Below are 16274 nucleotides of genomic sequence, written 5' to 3' on the forward strand. Positions count from 1 at the left end.
TTTCACTATAAGAGGGAGGACGTTTGAACCTCCTCCCTCTCTTTCATTTTACCTATAAACATCCTTGCCTTCATTTATTATGCTTAGGATTTATTTATCGTTTTCCTCTATATACAACCAGTTAAACAATAAATCTCCCATGTGTTTATACGCTTTTCTTATCCACTTTATCATTGTATGTCAGTTCTTCTGCGGACTTGTCTTTATCGAGGGCGATATTGAACACTTCCTCAAGATTCTTAACCGGCTTCACTTCAATTCCCTCAATTTCCTGCAAGAGGGCCCCCATATTTTCATGTGGGATGATAGCAGTGGAAGCTCCCGCTAGTTTTGCCGCCTTCACTTTCGGATAAACCCCGCCAACCGGTTTGACAAATCCATGAATGCTTATTTCTCCGGTTAATGCAATGTCGGATTTTACGGGGATCCGGTAAATTGCAGAGTAGATGCCTGTAGCCATGGCAATGCCTGCTGAAGGTCCATCAACGGGAATACCACCAGGGAAGTTAACATGGATATCAAATTGATCTGCTGGAACACCCATGGAGCGCAAAACAGTCAGGACATTTTCAATAGATCCCTTTGCCATACTCTTTCTTCTAATGGATTTCCCCTTATCACCGATACTCTCTTCTTCAACGATTCCGGTAATATTAATGGAGCCTTTTTCATTTGCAGGAATGACTGTTACTTCAATTTCCAATAATGATCCAGTGTTTGGTCCTGTAACAGCCAGGCCGTTCACAAGGCCAATGGCTGGTTTACCATCTATTTTCCGGTCCATTCGAGGAGATAGCTGGCTGGACTGAATCATCCATTCGATATCCTTATCATCAATGAACTCCCTGTTCTCCGTAATGGCGAGACCTGCCACAATTTGCACCATATTTACCGCTTCCCGGCCATTTCGGGCATAGGAGGCTAGAAGTTCTACACCTTCCTTGCTGATGGATATTCCCACTTTCTCAGAAGCCTTTTTGGCAACTTCAATAACCTCTTCTTTGTTCAGTTCCCTGAAAAACACTTCCATACACCTTGAGCGGATGGCTGGAGGAATTTCACTTGGTGTCCTCGTTGTAGCCCCAATCAGGCGAAAATCAGCAGGCAGGCCGTTCTTGAATATATCGTGGATATGGGTGGGAATCTGAGTATTCTCTTCACTATAATAGGCACTTTCCAAAAATACTTTACGGTCCTCAAGTACTTTAAGCAGTTTGTTCATTTGAATAGGATGCAGTTCTCCTATTTCATCGATGAATAATACCCCGCCATGGGCATTGGTTACTGCTCCCTGCTTTGGCTGAGGAATCCCCGCCTGGCCCATTGCTCCAGCTCCCTGGTATATCGGGTCATGAACAGATCCAATCAGGGGGTCTGCAATCCCTCTCTCGTCAAACCTGGCTGTTGTTGCATCCAATTCCACAAATACAGATGAACGTTGAAAAGGTGACTGCATCTGTTGTTTTGCTTCTTGAAGAACGAGTCTTGCAGCAGCGGTTTTTCCAACACCAGGCGGTCCATAAATGATGACATGCTGCGGATTCGGACCGCACAGTGCGGCCTTTAGTGACTTGATACCGTCCTCCTGGCCGACAATATCAGCAAAGCTTTGAGGTCTTACCTTTTCTGATAGAGGTTCTGATAGAGAAATCGAGCGCATTTTTCTCAGTTGTTCCATTTCTTTTTTTGACTCTCGGTCAATCGAAACCTTCTGGGTCCTTTGACTCTTTAATAAGTTCCAAAAATATAAGCCGATAATCACCCCGAAAAACAGTTGGATGATCAGTGCAATTCCTGTCCAACTCATGCCTTTCCCTCCAGTAATAACTTGTTGTTAACGTTTAGTATCTCCTCGAGTCTGGAGGAATAAACAAGTTTTTCTAGGGTGGGGGAAATAGAGGTAATTACTTAATATGTAAAAATACAAATAGTGAGCGAGGTGATTTTCGCTTCGGGCGCACGACTCCGCGGGGCTCGCGGTGAGCCTCCTCGGCTTCGCCTGCGGGGTCTCACCTGTCGAGCTATTCCCGCAGGAGGTCGTACACCCTTCGCTGCAATCACTAACATTTTTTATTTCCATTAAGAAATAATTTCCATATTACAACTCTTATATTAGAACGAATATTAAATCTAGTTTATTTTCAGAGAAAAAAAGATGTTAGGTTCACAATCACTATTTTCTAATTAAGAAAAAAGGCCCTCCCCTGCTTATTACCGGGAGGACCTTTTCACCTGCTTATGCAGAGGTTTTTTCTTCGTCGTTTCCTTCTATTACTGTACCGTCTTCCAGTTGAAGCTTAGGCGCTTCGTTGTCTGTGACAGTGCCTGGAGTGATGATACATTTTTTGATATCTTCTCTTGAAGGCAGGTCGAACATGACTTCAAGCATGATGCTTTCAATAATGGAACGAAGACCGCGGGCACCTGTTTTACGTTCGATCGCTTTATTTGCAATCTCCCTTAGTGCATCTTCTTCAAATTCCAATTCAACCTGATCAAGTTCAAGCATTTTTTGATACTGCTTAACCAAAGCATTCTTCGGTTTAGTCAGGATTTCCACAAGCGCATCTTCATCAAGAGGCGTAAGGCTTGAGATAACCGGCAGACGGCCGATGAATTCCGGGATTAAACCGAATTTCAATAAATCCTCAGGCACAACTTTTGCTAATAATGATTTATCATTATCCACATTGACTGTCTTCGGATCAGAACCGAACCCGATGACTTTCTGGCCCAGGCGGCGTTTGACAATCTGCTCGATGCCGTCAAATGCCCCGCCGCAAATGAACAGGATGTTGGACGTATCAATCTGAATGAATTCCTGATGAGGGTGCTTTCTGCCGCCTTGTGGAGGGACACTTGCAACCGTGCCTTCAAGAATCTTCAGCAATGCCTGCTGAACACCTTCACCAGATACATCTCGCGTGATGGAAGGGTTCTCGGATTTTCTGGCTACCTTATCAATTTCATCAATGTAGATAATTCCGCGCTCTGCTTTTTCCACATCATAGTCGGCAGCCTGGATCAGTTTCAAGAGGATGTTTTCAACATCTTCCCCGACATATCCCGCTTCTGTAAGTGAAGTCGCGTCCGCAATCGCAAATGGTACATTCAGGATACGGGCCAATGTCTGGGCAAGAAGTGTTTTACCGCTTCCTGTAGGTCCGATCATGGCGATATTACTCTTTGATAACTCGACATCATCCACTTTGCTGTTTGAATTGATCCGTTTGTAATGATTGTAGACCGCTACAGCCAGCGATTTTTTCGCCTGGTCCTGGCCGATAACGTACTCATCAAGGATTTCCCTTATTTCTTTTGGCTTTGGAACATCCTTAAACTCAACTTCTTCCTCTGTTCCAAGCTCCTCTTCAACGATCTCGGTACAAAGCTCGATACACTCATCACATATATATACACCTGGTCCTGCTACCAGCTTACGGACCTGATCTTGTGTCTTACCACAAAAAGAACATTTTAACTGTCCTTTTTCATCGTTAAATTTAAACAATGAAATTCACCCCTTATAAAAGCTATGTCGTTTCAAAATTTTCAAGTTATGTATTGCATTTTATCATACTATATGTCCGGAAAGGAAATTAAACGATTCTGCTGATATTCTGCCCGCTTATTAAGCTTTATCCAAAAAACGTCCATCCTATTCCAAAATAAGTGATTATGTAATTAGATTGTAAAGGTTAAACACCATAGCGGTAAGCCGGCAAGACCAAAAAACTTTTATTTTATAAAACAAGGCACGATTCAACTCGCGCCTTGTCTCTATAGTTATTATTATGCAACAGTCTTGCTGTTATCCACAAGAACTTCTACAGCTTTACGGATTTTAAGATCTGCTTTCAGGTTATCAAGACCGCCTAGAGCTTGCTTGATGTTATCTGCAGCCATGTTGTATTGCTCTGCAAGTTTATTAACTTCTTCTTCAGCTTCTTCATCAGAAACTTCAAGATTCTCTGCATTTGCAATTGCTTCAAGCGTCAGGTTAGTACGAACGCGCTTTGCAGCGTCCTCCTTCATTTGGCCGCGAAGGTCTTCTTCTTTTTGGCCGGAGAATTGGAAGTAAAGATCCAAGTTCATTCCCTGCATTTGAAGACGTTGTTCGAATTCCTGCATCATGCGGTCAACTTCAGTGTCAACCATTGCATCAGGAACTTCCATTTCAGCGTTTTCAGAAGCTTTTTCCACTAGCGTGTCACGAAGTGTTTGATCTGCTTCGTTTTTCTTGGATTCTTCTAGACGCTTTTGGATTTTTTCTCTTAGTTGATCAAGAGATTCAACTTCTTCATCTGCATCTTTCGCGAATTCATCATCAAGTTCAGGAAGTTCTTTTGCTTTGATTTCATGGACTTTTGTTTTGAATACTGCAGGTTTACCAGCAAGTTCAGCTGCATGGTATTCCTCAGGGAATGATACTTCTACATCTTTCTCAGCTCCAGCTTCAAGACCAACCAGCTGCTCTTCGAAACCAGGGATGAAAGAACCTGAGCCTAATTCAAGAGAGTAGTTTTCAGCTTTTCCGCCTTCGAAAGCTTCACCATCAACGAATCCTTCGAAATCGATTACGACAGTATCGCCGTTTTCAGCTGCGCCTTCTTTAACAGCAAGTTCAGCTTGCTTTTCCTGTAGAGATTTCAATTCGTTCTCTACGTCTTCAGAAGTCACTTCTGTGTCCATTTTCTCTACTTCAAGACCTTTGTATTCGCCAAGTTTAACTTCCGGCTTAACAGTCACTGTAGCAGTGAAGATAAGCTCTTTGCCTTTTTCCATTTGCTCGATGTCGATATCCGGACGATCAACAGGCTCGATGCCAGTTTCTTCGACAGCTTTTGCATAAGCTTCCGGAAGAATGACGTCTAGTGCATCCTGGTATAGAGATTCTACACCGAAACGTTTTTCGAACATACCGCGAGGCATTTTACCTTTACGGAATCCAGGCACGTTCACTTGCTTAACTACTTTTTTGAATGCAGCGTCTAAACCATTGTTTACTGTATCTGCATCTACTTCAATTGTAAGAACCCCTTGGTTCCCTTCTTTCTTTTCCCATTTAGCAGACATACTTTTCCCTCCAACAATCTATAATTGATTATAGTTAATACAAAATAAATATTTAGATAGGTTTGCTTATGTAACAAAAGCGCTATCTCTTCGAATATGAAAAACTTCACATTGCAACCATTATATTATAACATATGGAATCCTTCTTTCAACTCATAGCCATAAAAACAAGTTTCCTATATTTGCTTACAGAACCGGGGATGTCACTCTTTCCAGATCATGGATAAAAGTTTCAATAGATTTCAGCACACCCTCATGATCCTGTATTTCCCCTTCCAGGCCCATGGCTGCCGGATTTTCCCCATACAATTCAAGAACATAGATAAGATAGGCCAGTGCCATCTGCTCAGCCTTCCATCCAGGCTCTATCGGATAAAGCAGAAAACTATGGCGGGTGAATGTTTCTGTCACCTGCTCAAGCAAAGTCGGGTTACGCTGGGCAATCAGGTCTTCAATTCTTTTGACTACGTCAAAATAGAACGCAGTCTGGAATACCTCTTCAAGGCTTGCCGGTGTACACGTCAAATCCTTCCCGAACTTCTTCACCTGCACTTCTTCATTAAATCCATGCTCCCTCAACACATTCACAATCATTGTTTGTATAAATGGATGAGCTTCTCCATCTCTTAATACTGCCAGTAATTCCGGAAGATACGGGCGAACATTCCGGTTTACCAGGTCGGCCAATATGAATGTTTGCTCTTGGAGGTCTTTCCCTTCCAGAACTTTATCTCCTTCAATAGGACCGGGTGTTTGTTCAGGGGCCGGCGCTTCTTTCCCTTCAAGCACCCTTTTACTGAATGACAAAAGCTTGCCAAAGTGCTCCTCCTTCTCAAAAGGCACTTCTTTCTCGTCAAACAAGGCACTTATAGTGTTGACGACCTCTTTATGTTCGTTTAACTGGATCAGGATCATCAAATATAATTCGACAACCTTAAAGTAATCTCCTTGTCCTTCCAGCAGGAGTTCTTTACAGATTTCTTTCGCGCGCCCGTACTGCTTATTTTCATATAAGGCCAGAACCAGGGCAGATCCTACTTCTCCATCGGAAGGCTCCATTTCATAAGCCTGCTCAAATAAATGGACAGCCTGGTCGAGGTGACTGCTTTGAAGCAAGTCTATCCCCTTCTCAAAAAGCCTCTCCTTCAACTGCGGGAAATAAACTATCTTATTGTCTTTACTTCCTTTATTCATAATGTAACCGCCCTATATCATTAATTGTCTTCAGTTTAGCAAACCTTACCGGAATAAACAAAGTTGATTTCCGCTACAGGTGCATGACTCCGCGGGGCGGGCGGTGAGCCTCCTCGGCTTCGCCTGCGGGGTCTCACCTGTCCCGCTTATCCCGCAGGAGATCGTACACCTTTCGCTCCAATCAGCAACTTATTAGCTATAACGGGGTAATTGACAGTTTACATATAGATAAAAAACCTCTTGATCCAAATGGAACAAGAGGTTTAAAGATCGGCTTATAACCGTGATATGTAATGTAATGGCGTCCCAGGAGAGATTCGAACTCCCGACCGACGGCTTAGAAGGCCGTTGCTCTATCCTGCTGAGCTACTGGGACTTGATTATGTTGTTTCAGCGACAATATTTATTATATTTGGATAACAATCAAAAGTCAACACTTTTTATAACTTTTTTTAAAAACTTTCCCGGCTGACTTTGAAAAGAAAGAAGGCGGTGTTCTGCCGCCTTCCTATTATACAAAGAAGGTACGGGATAAATCAATAATCTCTTTATGATTATGATCATAAAATTTCACGGAGATGGATTTTCCTTCTGTCTCAATGAGTGAATACGTCCTTTCCTTTCTTCCTCTCGGCAGAAGGATACTGCCAGGATTAACAAAGAGGACATTCTCGATCTGCTCAGCCCCAAGCTGATGGGAATGGCCGAAAAACACCATATCGGCATTGTTTTCTTTGGCTAAGTAATTCAGATTCATCAACGTCATTTTCACATTATAGAGATGCCCATGGGTAACGAGTATCTTGGCTCCGTCAAATTCCTCAGTCTGAACTTCAGGGTAAGATGGATCCATATCGCAGTTGCCCCGGACGGCAAGGTAACCTTCCATGGCTGGATCACTGGCTCTCAATTCAGAATCACCACAATGAACGAAGCCGTCCACTCTACCTTTATACGTGTCGTAGATATCCCTGATTTCACCAGCAGATCCATGGCTGTCACTTACAACGATAAGTTTCATTCATGATCACCCAGCAGTTCATCCAGATTTTCTTCAAATTGCTTTAAGGCTTTTCCTCTATGGCTGATAGCTGCTTTTTCTTCTGCACTTAATTCAGCCATCGTTCTATCTTTGTCTTCCACATAAAAAATCGGGTCATAGCCAAATCCATTGTTTCCGCGGAGCTCATCGAGAATCTTCCCTTCACAAGCACCTGAATAGGTGTGAGTTTCCCTGTTTGGACCTGCAATGGCGAGTACACAGTAGAAGCGTGCAGTTCTCTCATTGAAAGGTATTCCTTCCAACTCAGAGAGAACTTTATCTATATTGGCATTATCATCCTTCACTTCACCCGCATAGCGCGCAGAGTATACACCAGGTCTTCCATCAAGGGCATCAATGATCAAACCTGAGTCATCCGCAATAACCATTTCATTCAGGACAGCCGAGGCTTCTTCTGCCTTTAAGACGGCATTTTCTTCAAACGTTTCACCGGTCTCCTCAATATCCTTGAAATCAGGGAAATCAAGCAGTGTTAAAACCTTATATCCTTTTGGAGACAACATACGGTCGAATTCCATTGCTTTCCCCTTATTCTTCGTTGCTATTATAACTTTCTTCTTCACCTTTATCCACCTCTCTATTCATCTGCCTGTTTTTCTGTCAAAAAGAAAGAGGCAGTCTCGGCTGCCTCTTATCTTAATTAACTATAGTATATCAAAATTTCACTTTTTAAAAACTGATTGTATTCACATTCTCCGGACGCGTTACCGGCTCACTCAATGTTTCTCCCTTATCGTTCACCAATTCACCTTCACCATTGACCATGACAGCCACACTTTCAACCCCATCTTGTTCAGTAAGTGATAAAACAAGGGAATTCATAAAGTGTTCTGACACTATTTTCTCCTCGAAGCTTCCGTATACCCCTTCATTGAAGTTAAGGGTGACCTGGCCGTCTTTCACTGAAGGTTCATCCAGCAAGGCTACTCCTGTGAAATCGCTGAGAAGGTTTGTCTGAGAACCCGGACCGTCAATCAGCTGCTGAACAACTGCTTCAATCTTGTTATCAACCTTATTGCTTACGCGCTTAGTCACTGGCACGTAGTAAGTGTTTTCACCTTTTTGAGAGACGAAATAAACTGTTACTGGATGGGTGTCCGTCAGGTCAGTGATACCTGATGTATCAAGATTGATCCCCACTTTCCTGGAGAGACCTTTTTGACTGACCGGTGTGCCGTTTACCGGCATTTCTGTCAATTCATATCCATTCACCCGAAGTTCGACTTTTTCCACTGAATCAAATTGAGTCAATGTCCATGTAACGGACTCCAGGATTTTCTGTTCATCTTCCGGCTGATAATTTTGGAACTCACTGGAGAAGTCGGCGACGGCTGTTCCGTCTTTAATGTTCACGCTGACTTGAGTACCTGCTGGAAGAACTGCCCTGAAACCGTTAGGAAGCATGTTTTGAATCGGCCCATCTGCAACAAGATATTCCAATGCTTGCTTGGCAATGCTCTCGGTTTTTGGCAGGGCCAACGTTTGTGACACTACATACCCGTTTGAATCTATTAAGTATAGTTCTGTCATTACACTTTCTGCTGCCTCAGCTTCTTCTGTTGAAGTGGATGAAGTCACTTCACCTTCGCTGTTTTCTTTGGCTGCATCCACCTTTTCACCTTCTTCTAAATACGACACATCAGCTGGCGGATCGATTTTTGCTTTTTCTCCGCCTCCCAGTAATCCGCACCCTGAAAGGTAAACGGATGAGGTAAGTACGGTAAGTACAATGGCTGCTTTTGTTTTCTTTGACATGGGAACCCTCCTCAGACAGTTTGTACTATATGTATACGAGCCCTTTTTCAAAATTAGACCGAAAAATTTTACAAGCCCTTATCTATTTTCAAATAAAAAAACCATCCTCCCCAGGGTTTACTTCCCGAGAAGGATGGTTTTGGTTTCGATTTGTTCTAACTGCAGCCAATCCAGCGCAATCTTTGAAAAGATGCCCGCGGAGCCTGTGGTGAAAAAAATATGCTGAGGCTTGGTCTTCTTTCGGTTGAGCATCCCCTGATAATCAAGGATGGCACTTACTTCTCTTGCAGTTTCATCGCCGGAGTTAATGACCTTCACCTTTTTTCCCATCACATCCTGGATGATGGTCTGGAGAAGCGGATAATGAGTACACCCTAGGATTAAGGTATCAATCGGTTCTCTCCTTATGTCCACTAACGTTTCATTAACAATCTCCAACGCCCACTTGCTTTCATACTCACCGCTCTCAACCAGCGGTACAAACTTGGGGCAGGCAAGTGAAGTTACTTCAATCGTATCATTGATTGAATGTATCGCTTTGTCGTAAGCTTTACTATTCACTGTTCCAGCAGTACCAAGAACACCGATCCGGCCATTTTGGCTGTGCTTCAGAGCCGCTCTTGCCCCCGGTTGAATGACTCCTACAACTGGAATGGGCAGCATGTCCTGAAGTTCTTCCAGTACGACTGCGGTAGCCGTATTGCAAGCAATGACCAGCATTTTGATATTGTAATTCATTAAGAAGGCCGCCATCTCCCAAGTGAACTTCTTTACTTCTTCTGCTGTCCTTGGTCCATATGGGCAGCGGGCGGTATCCCCTAAATAAAAAATCGTCTCATTAGGCAGCTGGCGCATGACTTCTTTTGCTACAGTCAATCCTCCAACACCCGAGTCAATAATTCCTATAGGCTGATTCACGTATTTCCCTCATTTTCATTTCATTTCTTGATGTAGTTTAGACAGATTTGCATTTAGTGTCCTGATCTCATCAGCAGAGAAGTTTTTGAGAATTTCCTGCAGATATTGCTGTCTTTTCTCAATAACCTCCTCAATGATCCTTTCCCCTTCCTGAAGGAGATGAATCCTCACTACCCGCCGATCTTTATTATCTTTCACTCTTTCTACTAATTCTGTCTTTTCCATTCTGTCTACAAGGTCTGTTGTGGTGCTGCAGGCCAGATACATTTTATTCGAAAGTTCCCCAATTGTCATGTCCCCGCCTTCAAATAACCATTGCAGCGCAACGAATTGCGGGGGGGTTATGGAGTACTGGCTTAGAATTTCTCTTCCTTTTTGCTTAATAATAGACGATATGTAACGCAAATCTTTCTCTATGTCAGCAAAGATTTCCATATCCTGCAGTTTGTTGTTCATTTATGCCACTCCTATCAGTACCATTTCGTTCGAGTTATATACTTAGCATTGTCGCTTTTTTTTCGTCATTTTTCAAGTAACTTTTACAGGTAAAGTCCTTCTTATGGTTTTGTTACTGTTTTCGACATATTTAAGAGATTGATATGAAACAAATAAGATAAATTAAAACCGGCTGTCCTCTTCAGGAAGCCGGTTAAATTTTAAAGCTTGAGTTCCCCCATGCGAAGAAGCTCTACAACAGCTTGAGAACGCCCCTTCACTCCAAGCTTTTGCATGGCGTTGGAAATGTGGTTCCGAACTGTTTTCTCACTGATAAAAAGTTCACCAGCAATTTCCTTAGTCGTTTTGTCCTGGACTAACAGTTCGAACACTTCTTTTTCTCTTTTGGTAAGCAACGGTTTGTGTGTAAATTCATTGTCCTTCAATTATGGTAACCCTCCTTGCCTTCGCCAGCTTTAAACCGCGGGGATGGGTATTGTCAGTCGTCACGATATCATATGTGAACCTTTGGTGTAGAGTGACATAGAGAAGGCTTTAAATAGCAAAATAGGCAAGGTTAATTTTAATTCACAGACATTTGGTTTCCACTATCCGTCTCGTATTTTGCCGGCTGCCTCTATTCAACAGCTTTTGGACAAATTCACGTTATGTGTCAACTTAGACTTCATCTCTTCCGTCCAGGGTACTCCCTTTCCTGTCTTCTTGGAAATCTGCACCATAGTCCCTCTGCCAGTAAAGCAAACTCTATCACTTTCATCCATCCCCATGTAATGAAGATCCACGGAGGATGATCCAATTTTATTTGCATTCACATATACCCGTATCGTTTGGTCAAAGTATACCTGTCTTAAAAAATCGCATTGCAGGTCAGCAACTACTGGAATGGTTTCATTTTCCGGCTTCACCCAATCCTGCATAAACCCTTTGCTTTTAAAAAACTCTATCCTTGCTTCTTCAAAATATGTGAATGGAACCGTATTGTTCAGATGGCCAAACATATCGGTTTCGGAAAACCTGACTTTGATTTCGATAAAAAAATCGAATCGGCCTTTCCACTGTTCCATATCATCAATATATGTAATTCTCATGATTTTGCCCCTCCTATACATTGGCTTCAATTTAAGGTTCACTCTGTTAATGAGATTGTTGATTTCCACTTCAGGCACACGCTTTCCTGGGGGGCGGTCGGTGAGCCTCCTCGGCTGCATAAAAAGCGAAAGCGGCCGTTCAGAGACGTACAGATTGGAGGGCTCTCGTATGAGATAAAGGAAACACGACGAACAAAGTGAGTCGATGTTGACTTATCGCAAGAAGAGAGACCGAAATCTGCTAGTCGCTGGCCGCTGGAGCTGGCTGCGCCTGCGGGGTCTCACCTGTCCCGCTAATCCCCCAGGAGTCGGCGCCTTCCGTTTCAATCAACCTATGAATAAAAAACAACAAAGTAAAATCCGAAAGCTGTGACAACCCCACTTAAAGTTCATTTAGAAATGAATGAATGTTCATTCTTTTCTTATTATTATATATTTTTCTAATGGAAGAAGAAAGGATTTTGATGTTCTTTTTCGTATGAAAAAACCCGCAAGCTTATAGCTTGCGGGTTTGGGTATATTTATCACACCATGTTGTCGCTTCCGAAGAAGTTCTTGAACATTTGGAATGATGTATCGCGGTTTAATGCAGCGATTGATGTAGTCAACGGAATGCCTTTAGGGCAAGACTGTACACAGTTTTGAGAGTTACCGCAGTTGGCAAGCCCTCCATCACCCATGATGGTTTCCAGACGCTCATCTTTATTCATTGCTCCTGTTGGATGCGCATTGAACAAGCGGACTTGTGAAAGTGGAGCAGGTCCGATGAAGTCTGATTTAGAGTTCACATTCGGACAAGCTTCAAGGCAAACACCGCAAGTCATGCACTTGGAAAGCTCATATGCCCATTGACGTTTTTTCTCAGGCATGCGGGGTCCTGGTCCAAGGTCATATGTTCCATCAATCGGCACCCAAGCTTTAACCTTTTTAAGAGAATCGAACATTCTGCTGCGGTCAACGATCAAGTCACGTACGACTGGGAATGTCTTCATTGGCGCCAAGCGGATCGGCTGTTCCAATTTATCGACTAGAGCAGTACAAGACTGGCGGGGCTTTCCATTGATGATCATGGAACATGCACCGCAAACCTCTTCCAGACAGTTCATTTCCCAGTTGACCGGAGTTGTCGTTTCACCTTTAACATTTACAGGATTTCTGCGGATTTCCATCAAAGCAGAAATAACATTCATGTTGGGGCGGTATGCCAGTTCGAATTCTTCCGTATAGGATTCAGTGTCAGGGCTGTCTTGACGAGTAATGATAAAGCGGACTGTTTTATTTTCACTCATCTTTATTTACCCCCTTTTTTCTTAGTGTAGTCGCGCTTACGCGGCGGGATCAACGATGTATCTACCTCTTCATAATGGAATTCAGGTGTGTTCTTTTCAGCATTGTACTTCGCCATTGTTGTCTTCAGGAATTCCTCATCATTACGGTCTGGGAAGTCCGGTTTATAATGGGCGCCGCGGCTTTCATCACGGTTCAAGGCACCGATTGTGATGACGCGGGCAAGTTGAAGCATATTACCCAATTGGCGAGTGAACATAGCACCCTGGTTGCTCCATTTTTGAGTATCATTGATATTAACCTTTTTGTAGCGTTCCATCAGCTCAAGAATCTTTTCATCCGTTTCTTTAAGCTTGTCATTGTAACGAACAACTGTAACGTTATCTGTCATCCATTCACCTAGCTCTTTGTGAATGACATACGCGTTTTCTGTTCCATCCATAGACATGATGTCGTTCCACTTTTCTTCCTCTTGCTGAACGAAACGGTCAAACAGAGTAGAAGGAAGATCATCAACACTCTTTTCAAGTCCGTTCATATACTTGATTGCATTAGGGCCTGCAACCATACCGCCATAAATGGCAGATAGAAGGGAGTTTGCTCCAAGACGGTTTCCGCCGTGCTGTGAATAATCACATTCACCAGCAGCAAATAGTCCTGGAATGTTTGTCATTTGATCATAATCTACCCACAGGCCGCCCATTGAATAGTGAACCGCCGGGAAGATCTTCATAGGGACCTTGCGAGGGTCATCTCCCATGAATTTTTCATAGATTTCAATGATTCCGCCAAGCTTAACGTCAAGCTCTTTGGGATCCTTATGTGAAAGATCAAGGTATACCATGTTTTCACCATTGATACCAAGCTTTTGGTTAACGCAGACATCAAAGATTTCACGAGTCGCGATATCACGGGGTACAAGGTTTCCGTAAGCAGGATATTTTTCCTCAAGGAAGTACCATGGCTTACCGTCTTTATATGTCCACACACGTCCGCCTTCACCACGTGCAGATTCACTCATGAGGCGAAGCTTGTCGTCTCCTGGGATTGCGGTAGGGTGAATTTGAATGAATTCTCCGTTTGCATAGTATGCACCCTGCTGATAAACGATAGATGCAGCAGAACCTGTATTGATGACGGAGTTCGTGGACTTACCGAAGATAATCCCAGGGCCTCCTGTCGCCATGATGACTGCATCTGCAGGGAAAGATTTGATTTCCATTGTTTTAAGATCCTGCGCTACGATACCGCGGGCAGCTCCCTCGTCGTCGATAACCACTCCAAGGAATTCCCAGCCCTCATATTTATTAACAAGCCCTGCCACTTCATGGCGGCGGACCTGCTCATCAAGAGCATATAACAGCTGCTGGCCAGTTGTCGCACCGGCAAATGCTGTACGGTGATGCTGTGTACCGCCGAAACGGCGGAAATCCAATAGTCCTTCAGGCGTACGGTTGAACATTACACCCATACGGTCAAGCAAGTGAATGATTCCTGGCGCAGCTTCTGTCATTGCTTTGACAGGAGGCTGGTTGGCAAGGAAATCCCCTCCGTATACAGTGTCATCAAAATGCTCCCAAGGAGAATCTCCTTCACCCTTGGTATTAACCGCACCGTTAATTCCACCTTGCGCACAAACAGAGTGAGAACGCTTTACAGGCACTAATGAAAATAAGTCTACTGGCGCTCCTGCTTCTGCTGCTTTTATTGTAGCCATCAAGCCGGCCAAACCGCCGCCGACAACGATGATTTTCCCTTTACTCATCGAGACTCACTCCTTTTCCTACAAAAAATACCTTATCGAGTCTAGTAAAATATCTAGCTATTTAGAAATATGAATTAAACAAAAGCATATAGTGCTCTGATTCCAACAATGGAAAGAGCAACGAAGATTCCGATTGTAACATAAGTAGCGATCACTTGGGAACGAGGAGATACTGTGAATCCCCAGCTCACAAGGAAAGACCACAAACCGTTAGCAAAATGGAAGATAGTAGAGATAATTCCGACGATGTAGAAGCCCATCATAAACGGATTTGAAAGTATGTTCTCCATCATTTGAAAGTTGACTTCTGCTCCAAATGCGGCTGCTACCCTTGTTTCCCATACATGCCATGTAATGAAAATCAAAGTGATGACACCGGAAACACGCTGAAGCATGAACATCCAGTTACGGAAATACCCATACTTGCTTACATTGTTCTTTGCTGTAAAGGCTATATAAAGACCATAAATAGCATGAAACAACAATGGAAGAAAAATGACGAATGTTTCAAGTACGTAGCGGAAAGGCAGCATCTCCATAAAATGTGCCGCATCATTAAATGCTTCCTCGCCCCGTGTGGCAAAGTGATTGACTACCAAGTGTTGAATTAAGAATATCCCTACTGGAATAACACCTAGTAATGAATGAAGCCTGCGATAATTAAACTCTCGATTTCCAGCCAATGATATACCCCCCTTAGTGATGAAAAAATGCATAATATAAGATTTCGACAATACTATTTAAGGTACAAACCTTCTGCAAATTTTCATATTATAACAAAAATGTGACATGTTCATTTTACTCCCATGTAGGTGGTGCGTCAAGAAAACGGATACATAAAATTCAATGATATCGCAAAAATATTTTTAATATATCGATAATATTTATCATCGAAAAAAGTAGTACTGATAAGGCTCTTCCTCACTCTTCTCAGGCAAATGAAATTTTAACAGGGCAGAGATTCATTATGTCGGTAAAACATTCCATCTATACTATTTTTGTTTTACCGATTTATATTTTACCCTTACCTTGTTTATAATAGATTAATAGAAGATTGTTGATGCACTGGAAGAATTTTAAAACAACAGTGGTTAAAATGATTATCTTCACTATTAAGTGGAAAATAATCACATAATGACTCTCCAAAGGGAGCAGGGAGAGCTATATAGAAAGAGGGGATTACTTTTGGAAAGCAGCAAGGATCAAAAAAAAGGGGAAATGGAAGCCGTTCCCCTGTTCGGGTATGAATTGATGAGGGATATAATGCTGCCGGAAATACTGGGCAAGCATACAACAGATATTCTATATTGGGGAGGCAAAAGCCTAGCAAGGAAGTTTCCGCTAGTTTCTTTAGAGGAAATGGAAGCATTTTTCCTTGAAGCAGGCTGGGGTAAATTGAGCCTTACTGACGATAAAAAAGACGAACAGATCTTCACCTTATCAGGGCCTTTCATTGAAAGAAGGCTTACCCTTAAAACGGATGTTTCTTTCAAGATGGAAGCAGGTTTCTTAGCTCAACAAGTCCAGTCACAAAAAAAGGCGGTAACCGAAGCCGCAGACGAGATCCACAAGCGGTCAAAGACCGTCAAAATCATCGTCCGCAGTGATTTGAAGGATAAGATAGAGTAGATAGGCAAGATAAAAAAGCTTCCCTGGGCTGAAGGGAAGCTTT

At 42.9% G+C, this 16274-nt stretch carries 15 protein-coding genes and 1 tRNA gene; 1 reads left to right on the top strand and 15 read right to left on the bottom strand.

What is annotated here, in order from left to right; genetic code table 11:
• Positions 1 to 145: 145 nt before the first annotated feature.
• The 15 genes from lonB to ACOJQI_RS17530 all read right to left on the bottom strand — a co-directional run bounded on the left by lonB (position 146) and on the right by ACOJQI_RS17530 (position 15285).
• Positions 146 to 1807: an ATP-dependent protease LonB gene (lonB, locus tag ACOJQI_RS17460; protein WP_421380272.1), complete on the bottom strand. Its 1662-nt coding sequence runs from the start codon at positions 1805 to 1807 to the stop codon at positions 146 to 148.
• 429 nt (positions 1808 to 2236) lie between these two features.
• Positions 2237 to 3511 carry an ATP-dependent protease ATP-binding subunit ClpX gene (gene clpX, locus ACOJQI_RS17465; RefSeq protein ID WP_421380274.1) on the bottom strand — a complete coding sequence of 425 codons (1275 nt, stop codon included), beginning with the start codon at positions 3509 to 3511 and terminating at the stop codon, positions 2237 to 2239.
• 281 nt (positions 3512 to 3792) lie between these two features.
• The gene (gene tig / locus ACOJQI_RS17470) at positions 3793 to 5076 is read right to left on the bottom strand and encodes a trigger factor (protein WP_421380277.1); all 1284 of its coding nucleotides are present in this window, start codon (positions 5074 to 5076) and stop codon (positions 3793 to 3795) included.
• Between the two features lie 186 nt (positions 5077 to 5262).
• Positions 5263 to 6270 (bottom strand): tetratricopeptide repeat protein, encoded by a 1008-nt coding sequence (locus ACOJQI_RS17475; RefSeq protein ID WP_421380279.1) that lies wholly within the window; start codon positions 6268 to 6270, stop codon positions 5263 to 5265.
• Positions 6271 to 6569: 299 nt separating this feature from the next.
• A tRNA-Arg gene (locus ACOJQI_RS17480) sits at positions 6570 to 6646 on the bottom strand.
• A 135-nt stretch (positions 6647 to 6781) separates the two neighbouring features.
• On the bottom strand, positions 6782 to 7291 hold the full coding sequence (locus ACOJQI_RS17485) for a metallophosphoesterase (RefSeq protein ID WP_421380281.1): 510 nt from the start codon (positions 7289 to 7291) through the stop codon (positions 6782 to 6784).
• Positions 7288 to 7902, bottom strand: coding sequence for an XTP/dITP diphosphatase (locus ACOJQI_RS17490; RefSeq protein ID WP_421385503.1), 615 nt, complete (start codon positions 7900 to 7902; stop codon positions 7288 to 7290). Before ACOJQI_RS17490 ends, ACOJQI_RS17485 begins: the two co-directional genes overlap by 4 nt.
• 100 nt (positions 7903 to 8002) lie before the next feature.
• Positions 8003 to 9088 (bottom strand): GerMN domain-containing protein, encoded by a 1086-nt coding sequence (locus ACOJQI_RS17495; RefSeq protein WP_421380283.1) that lies wholly within the window; start codon positions 9086 to 9088, stop codon positions 8003 to 8005.
• 117 nt (positions 9089 to 9205) lie between these two features.
• The gene (gene racE / locus ACOJQI_RS17500; protein ID WP_421380285.1) at positions 9206 to 10006 is read right to left on the bottom strand and encodes a glutamate racemase; all 801 of its coding nucleotides are present in this window, start codon (positions 10004 to 10006) and stop codon (positions 9206 to 9208) included.
• Between the two features lie 15 nt (positions 10007 to 10021).
• Positions 10022 to 10462 (bottom strand): MarR family winged helix-turn-helix transcriptional regulator, encoded by a 441-nt coding sequence (locus ACOJQI_RS17505; protein ID WP_421380288.1) that lies wholly within the window; start codon positions 10460 to 10462, stop codon positions 10022 to 10024.
• 200 nt (positions 10463 to 10662) lie between these two features.
• Positions 10663 to 10887: a helix-turn-helix domain-containing protein gene (locus ACOJQI_RS17510; RefSeq protein ID WP_006838260.1), complete on the bottom strand. Its 225-nt coding sequence runs from the start codon at positions 10885 to 10887 to the stop codon at positions 10663 to 10665.
• A gap of 195 nt (positions 10888 to 11082) precedes the next feature.
• A complete protein-coding gene (locus ACOJQI_RS17515; protein ID WP_421385504.1) occupies positions 11083 to 11553 on the bottom strand; it encodes an acyl-CoA thioesterase in 471 nt (156 codons plus the stop codon).
• Positions 11554 to 12074: 521 nt separating this feature from the next.
• Complete coding sequence (gene sdhB, locus ACOJQI_RS17520; RefSeq protein WP_421380292.1) at positions 12075 to 12839, bottom strand: succinate dehydrogenase iron-sulfur subunit; 765 nt, start codon at positions 12837 to 12839, stop codon at positions 12075 to 12077.
• A 2-nt stretch (positions 12840 to 12841) separates the two neighbouring features.
• Entirely contained in the window at positions 12842 to 14602 is a 1761-nt protein-coding gene (gene sdhA / locus ACOJQI_RS17525) for a succinate dehydrogenase flavoprotein subunit (protein ID WP_421380295.1), read from the bottom strand.
• A 74-nt stretch (positions 14603 to 14676) separates the two neighbouring features.
• Positions 14677 to 15285, bottom strand: a complete 609-nt coding sequence (locus ACOJQI_RS17530) for a succinate dehydrogenase cytochrome b558 subunit (RefSeq protein WP_421380298.1) — start codon at positions 15283 to 15285, stop codon at positions 14677 to 14679.
• Positions 15286 to 15736: 451 nt separating this feature from the next.
• Between ACOJQI_RS17530 and ACOJQI_RS17535 the strand changes: the two genes are divergently transcribed.
• The gene (locus tag ACOJQI_RS17535; RefSeq protein WP_421380301.1) at positions 15737 to 16231 is read left to right on the top strand and encodes a YslB family protein; all 495 of its coding nucleotides are present in this window, start codon (positions 15737 to 15739) and stop codon (positions 16229 to 16231) included.
• Positions 16232 to 16274 lie beyond the last annotated feature (43 nt).

The organism is Bacillus salacetis, assembly GCF_049177075.1.
Lineage (GTDB): Bacteria > Bacillota > Bacilli > Bacillales > Bacillaceae_B > Rossellomorea > Rossellomorea salacetis_A.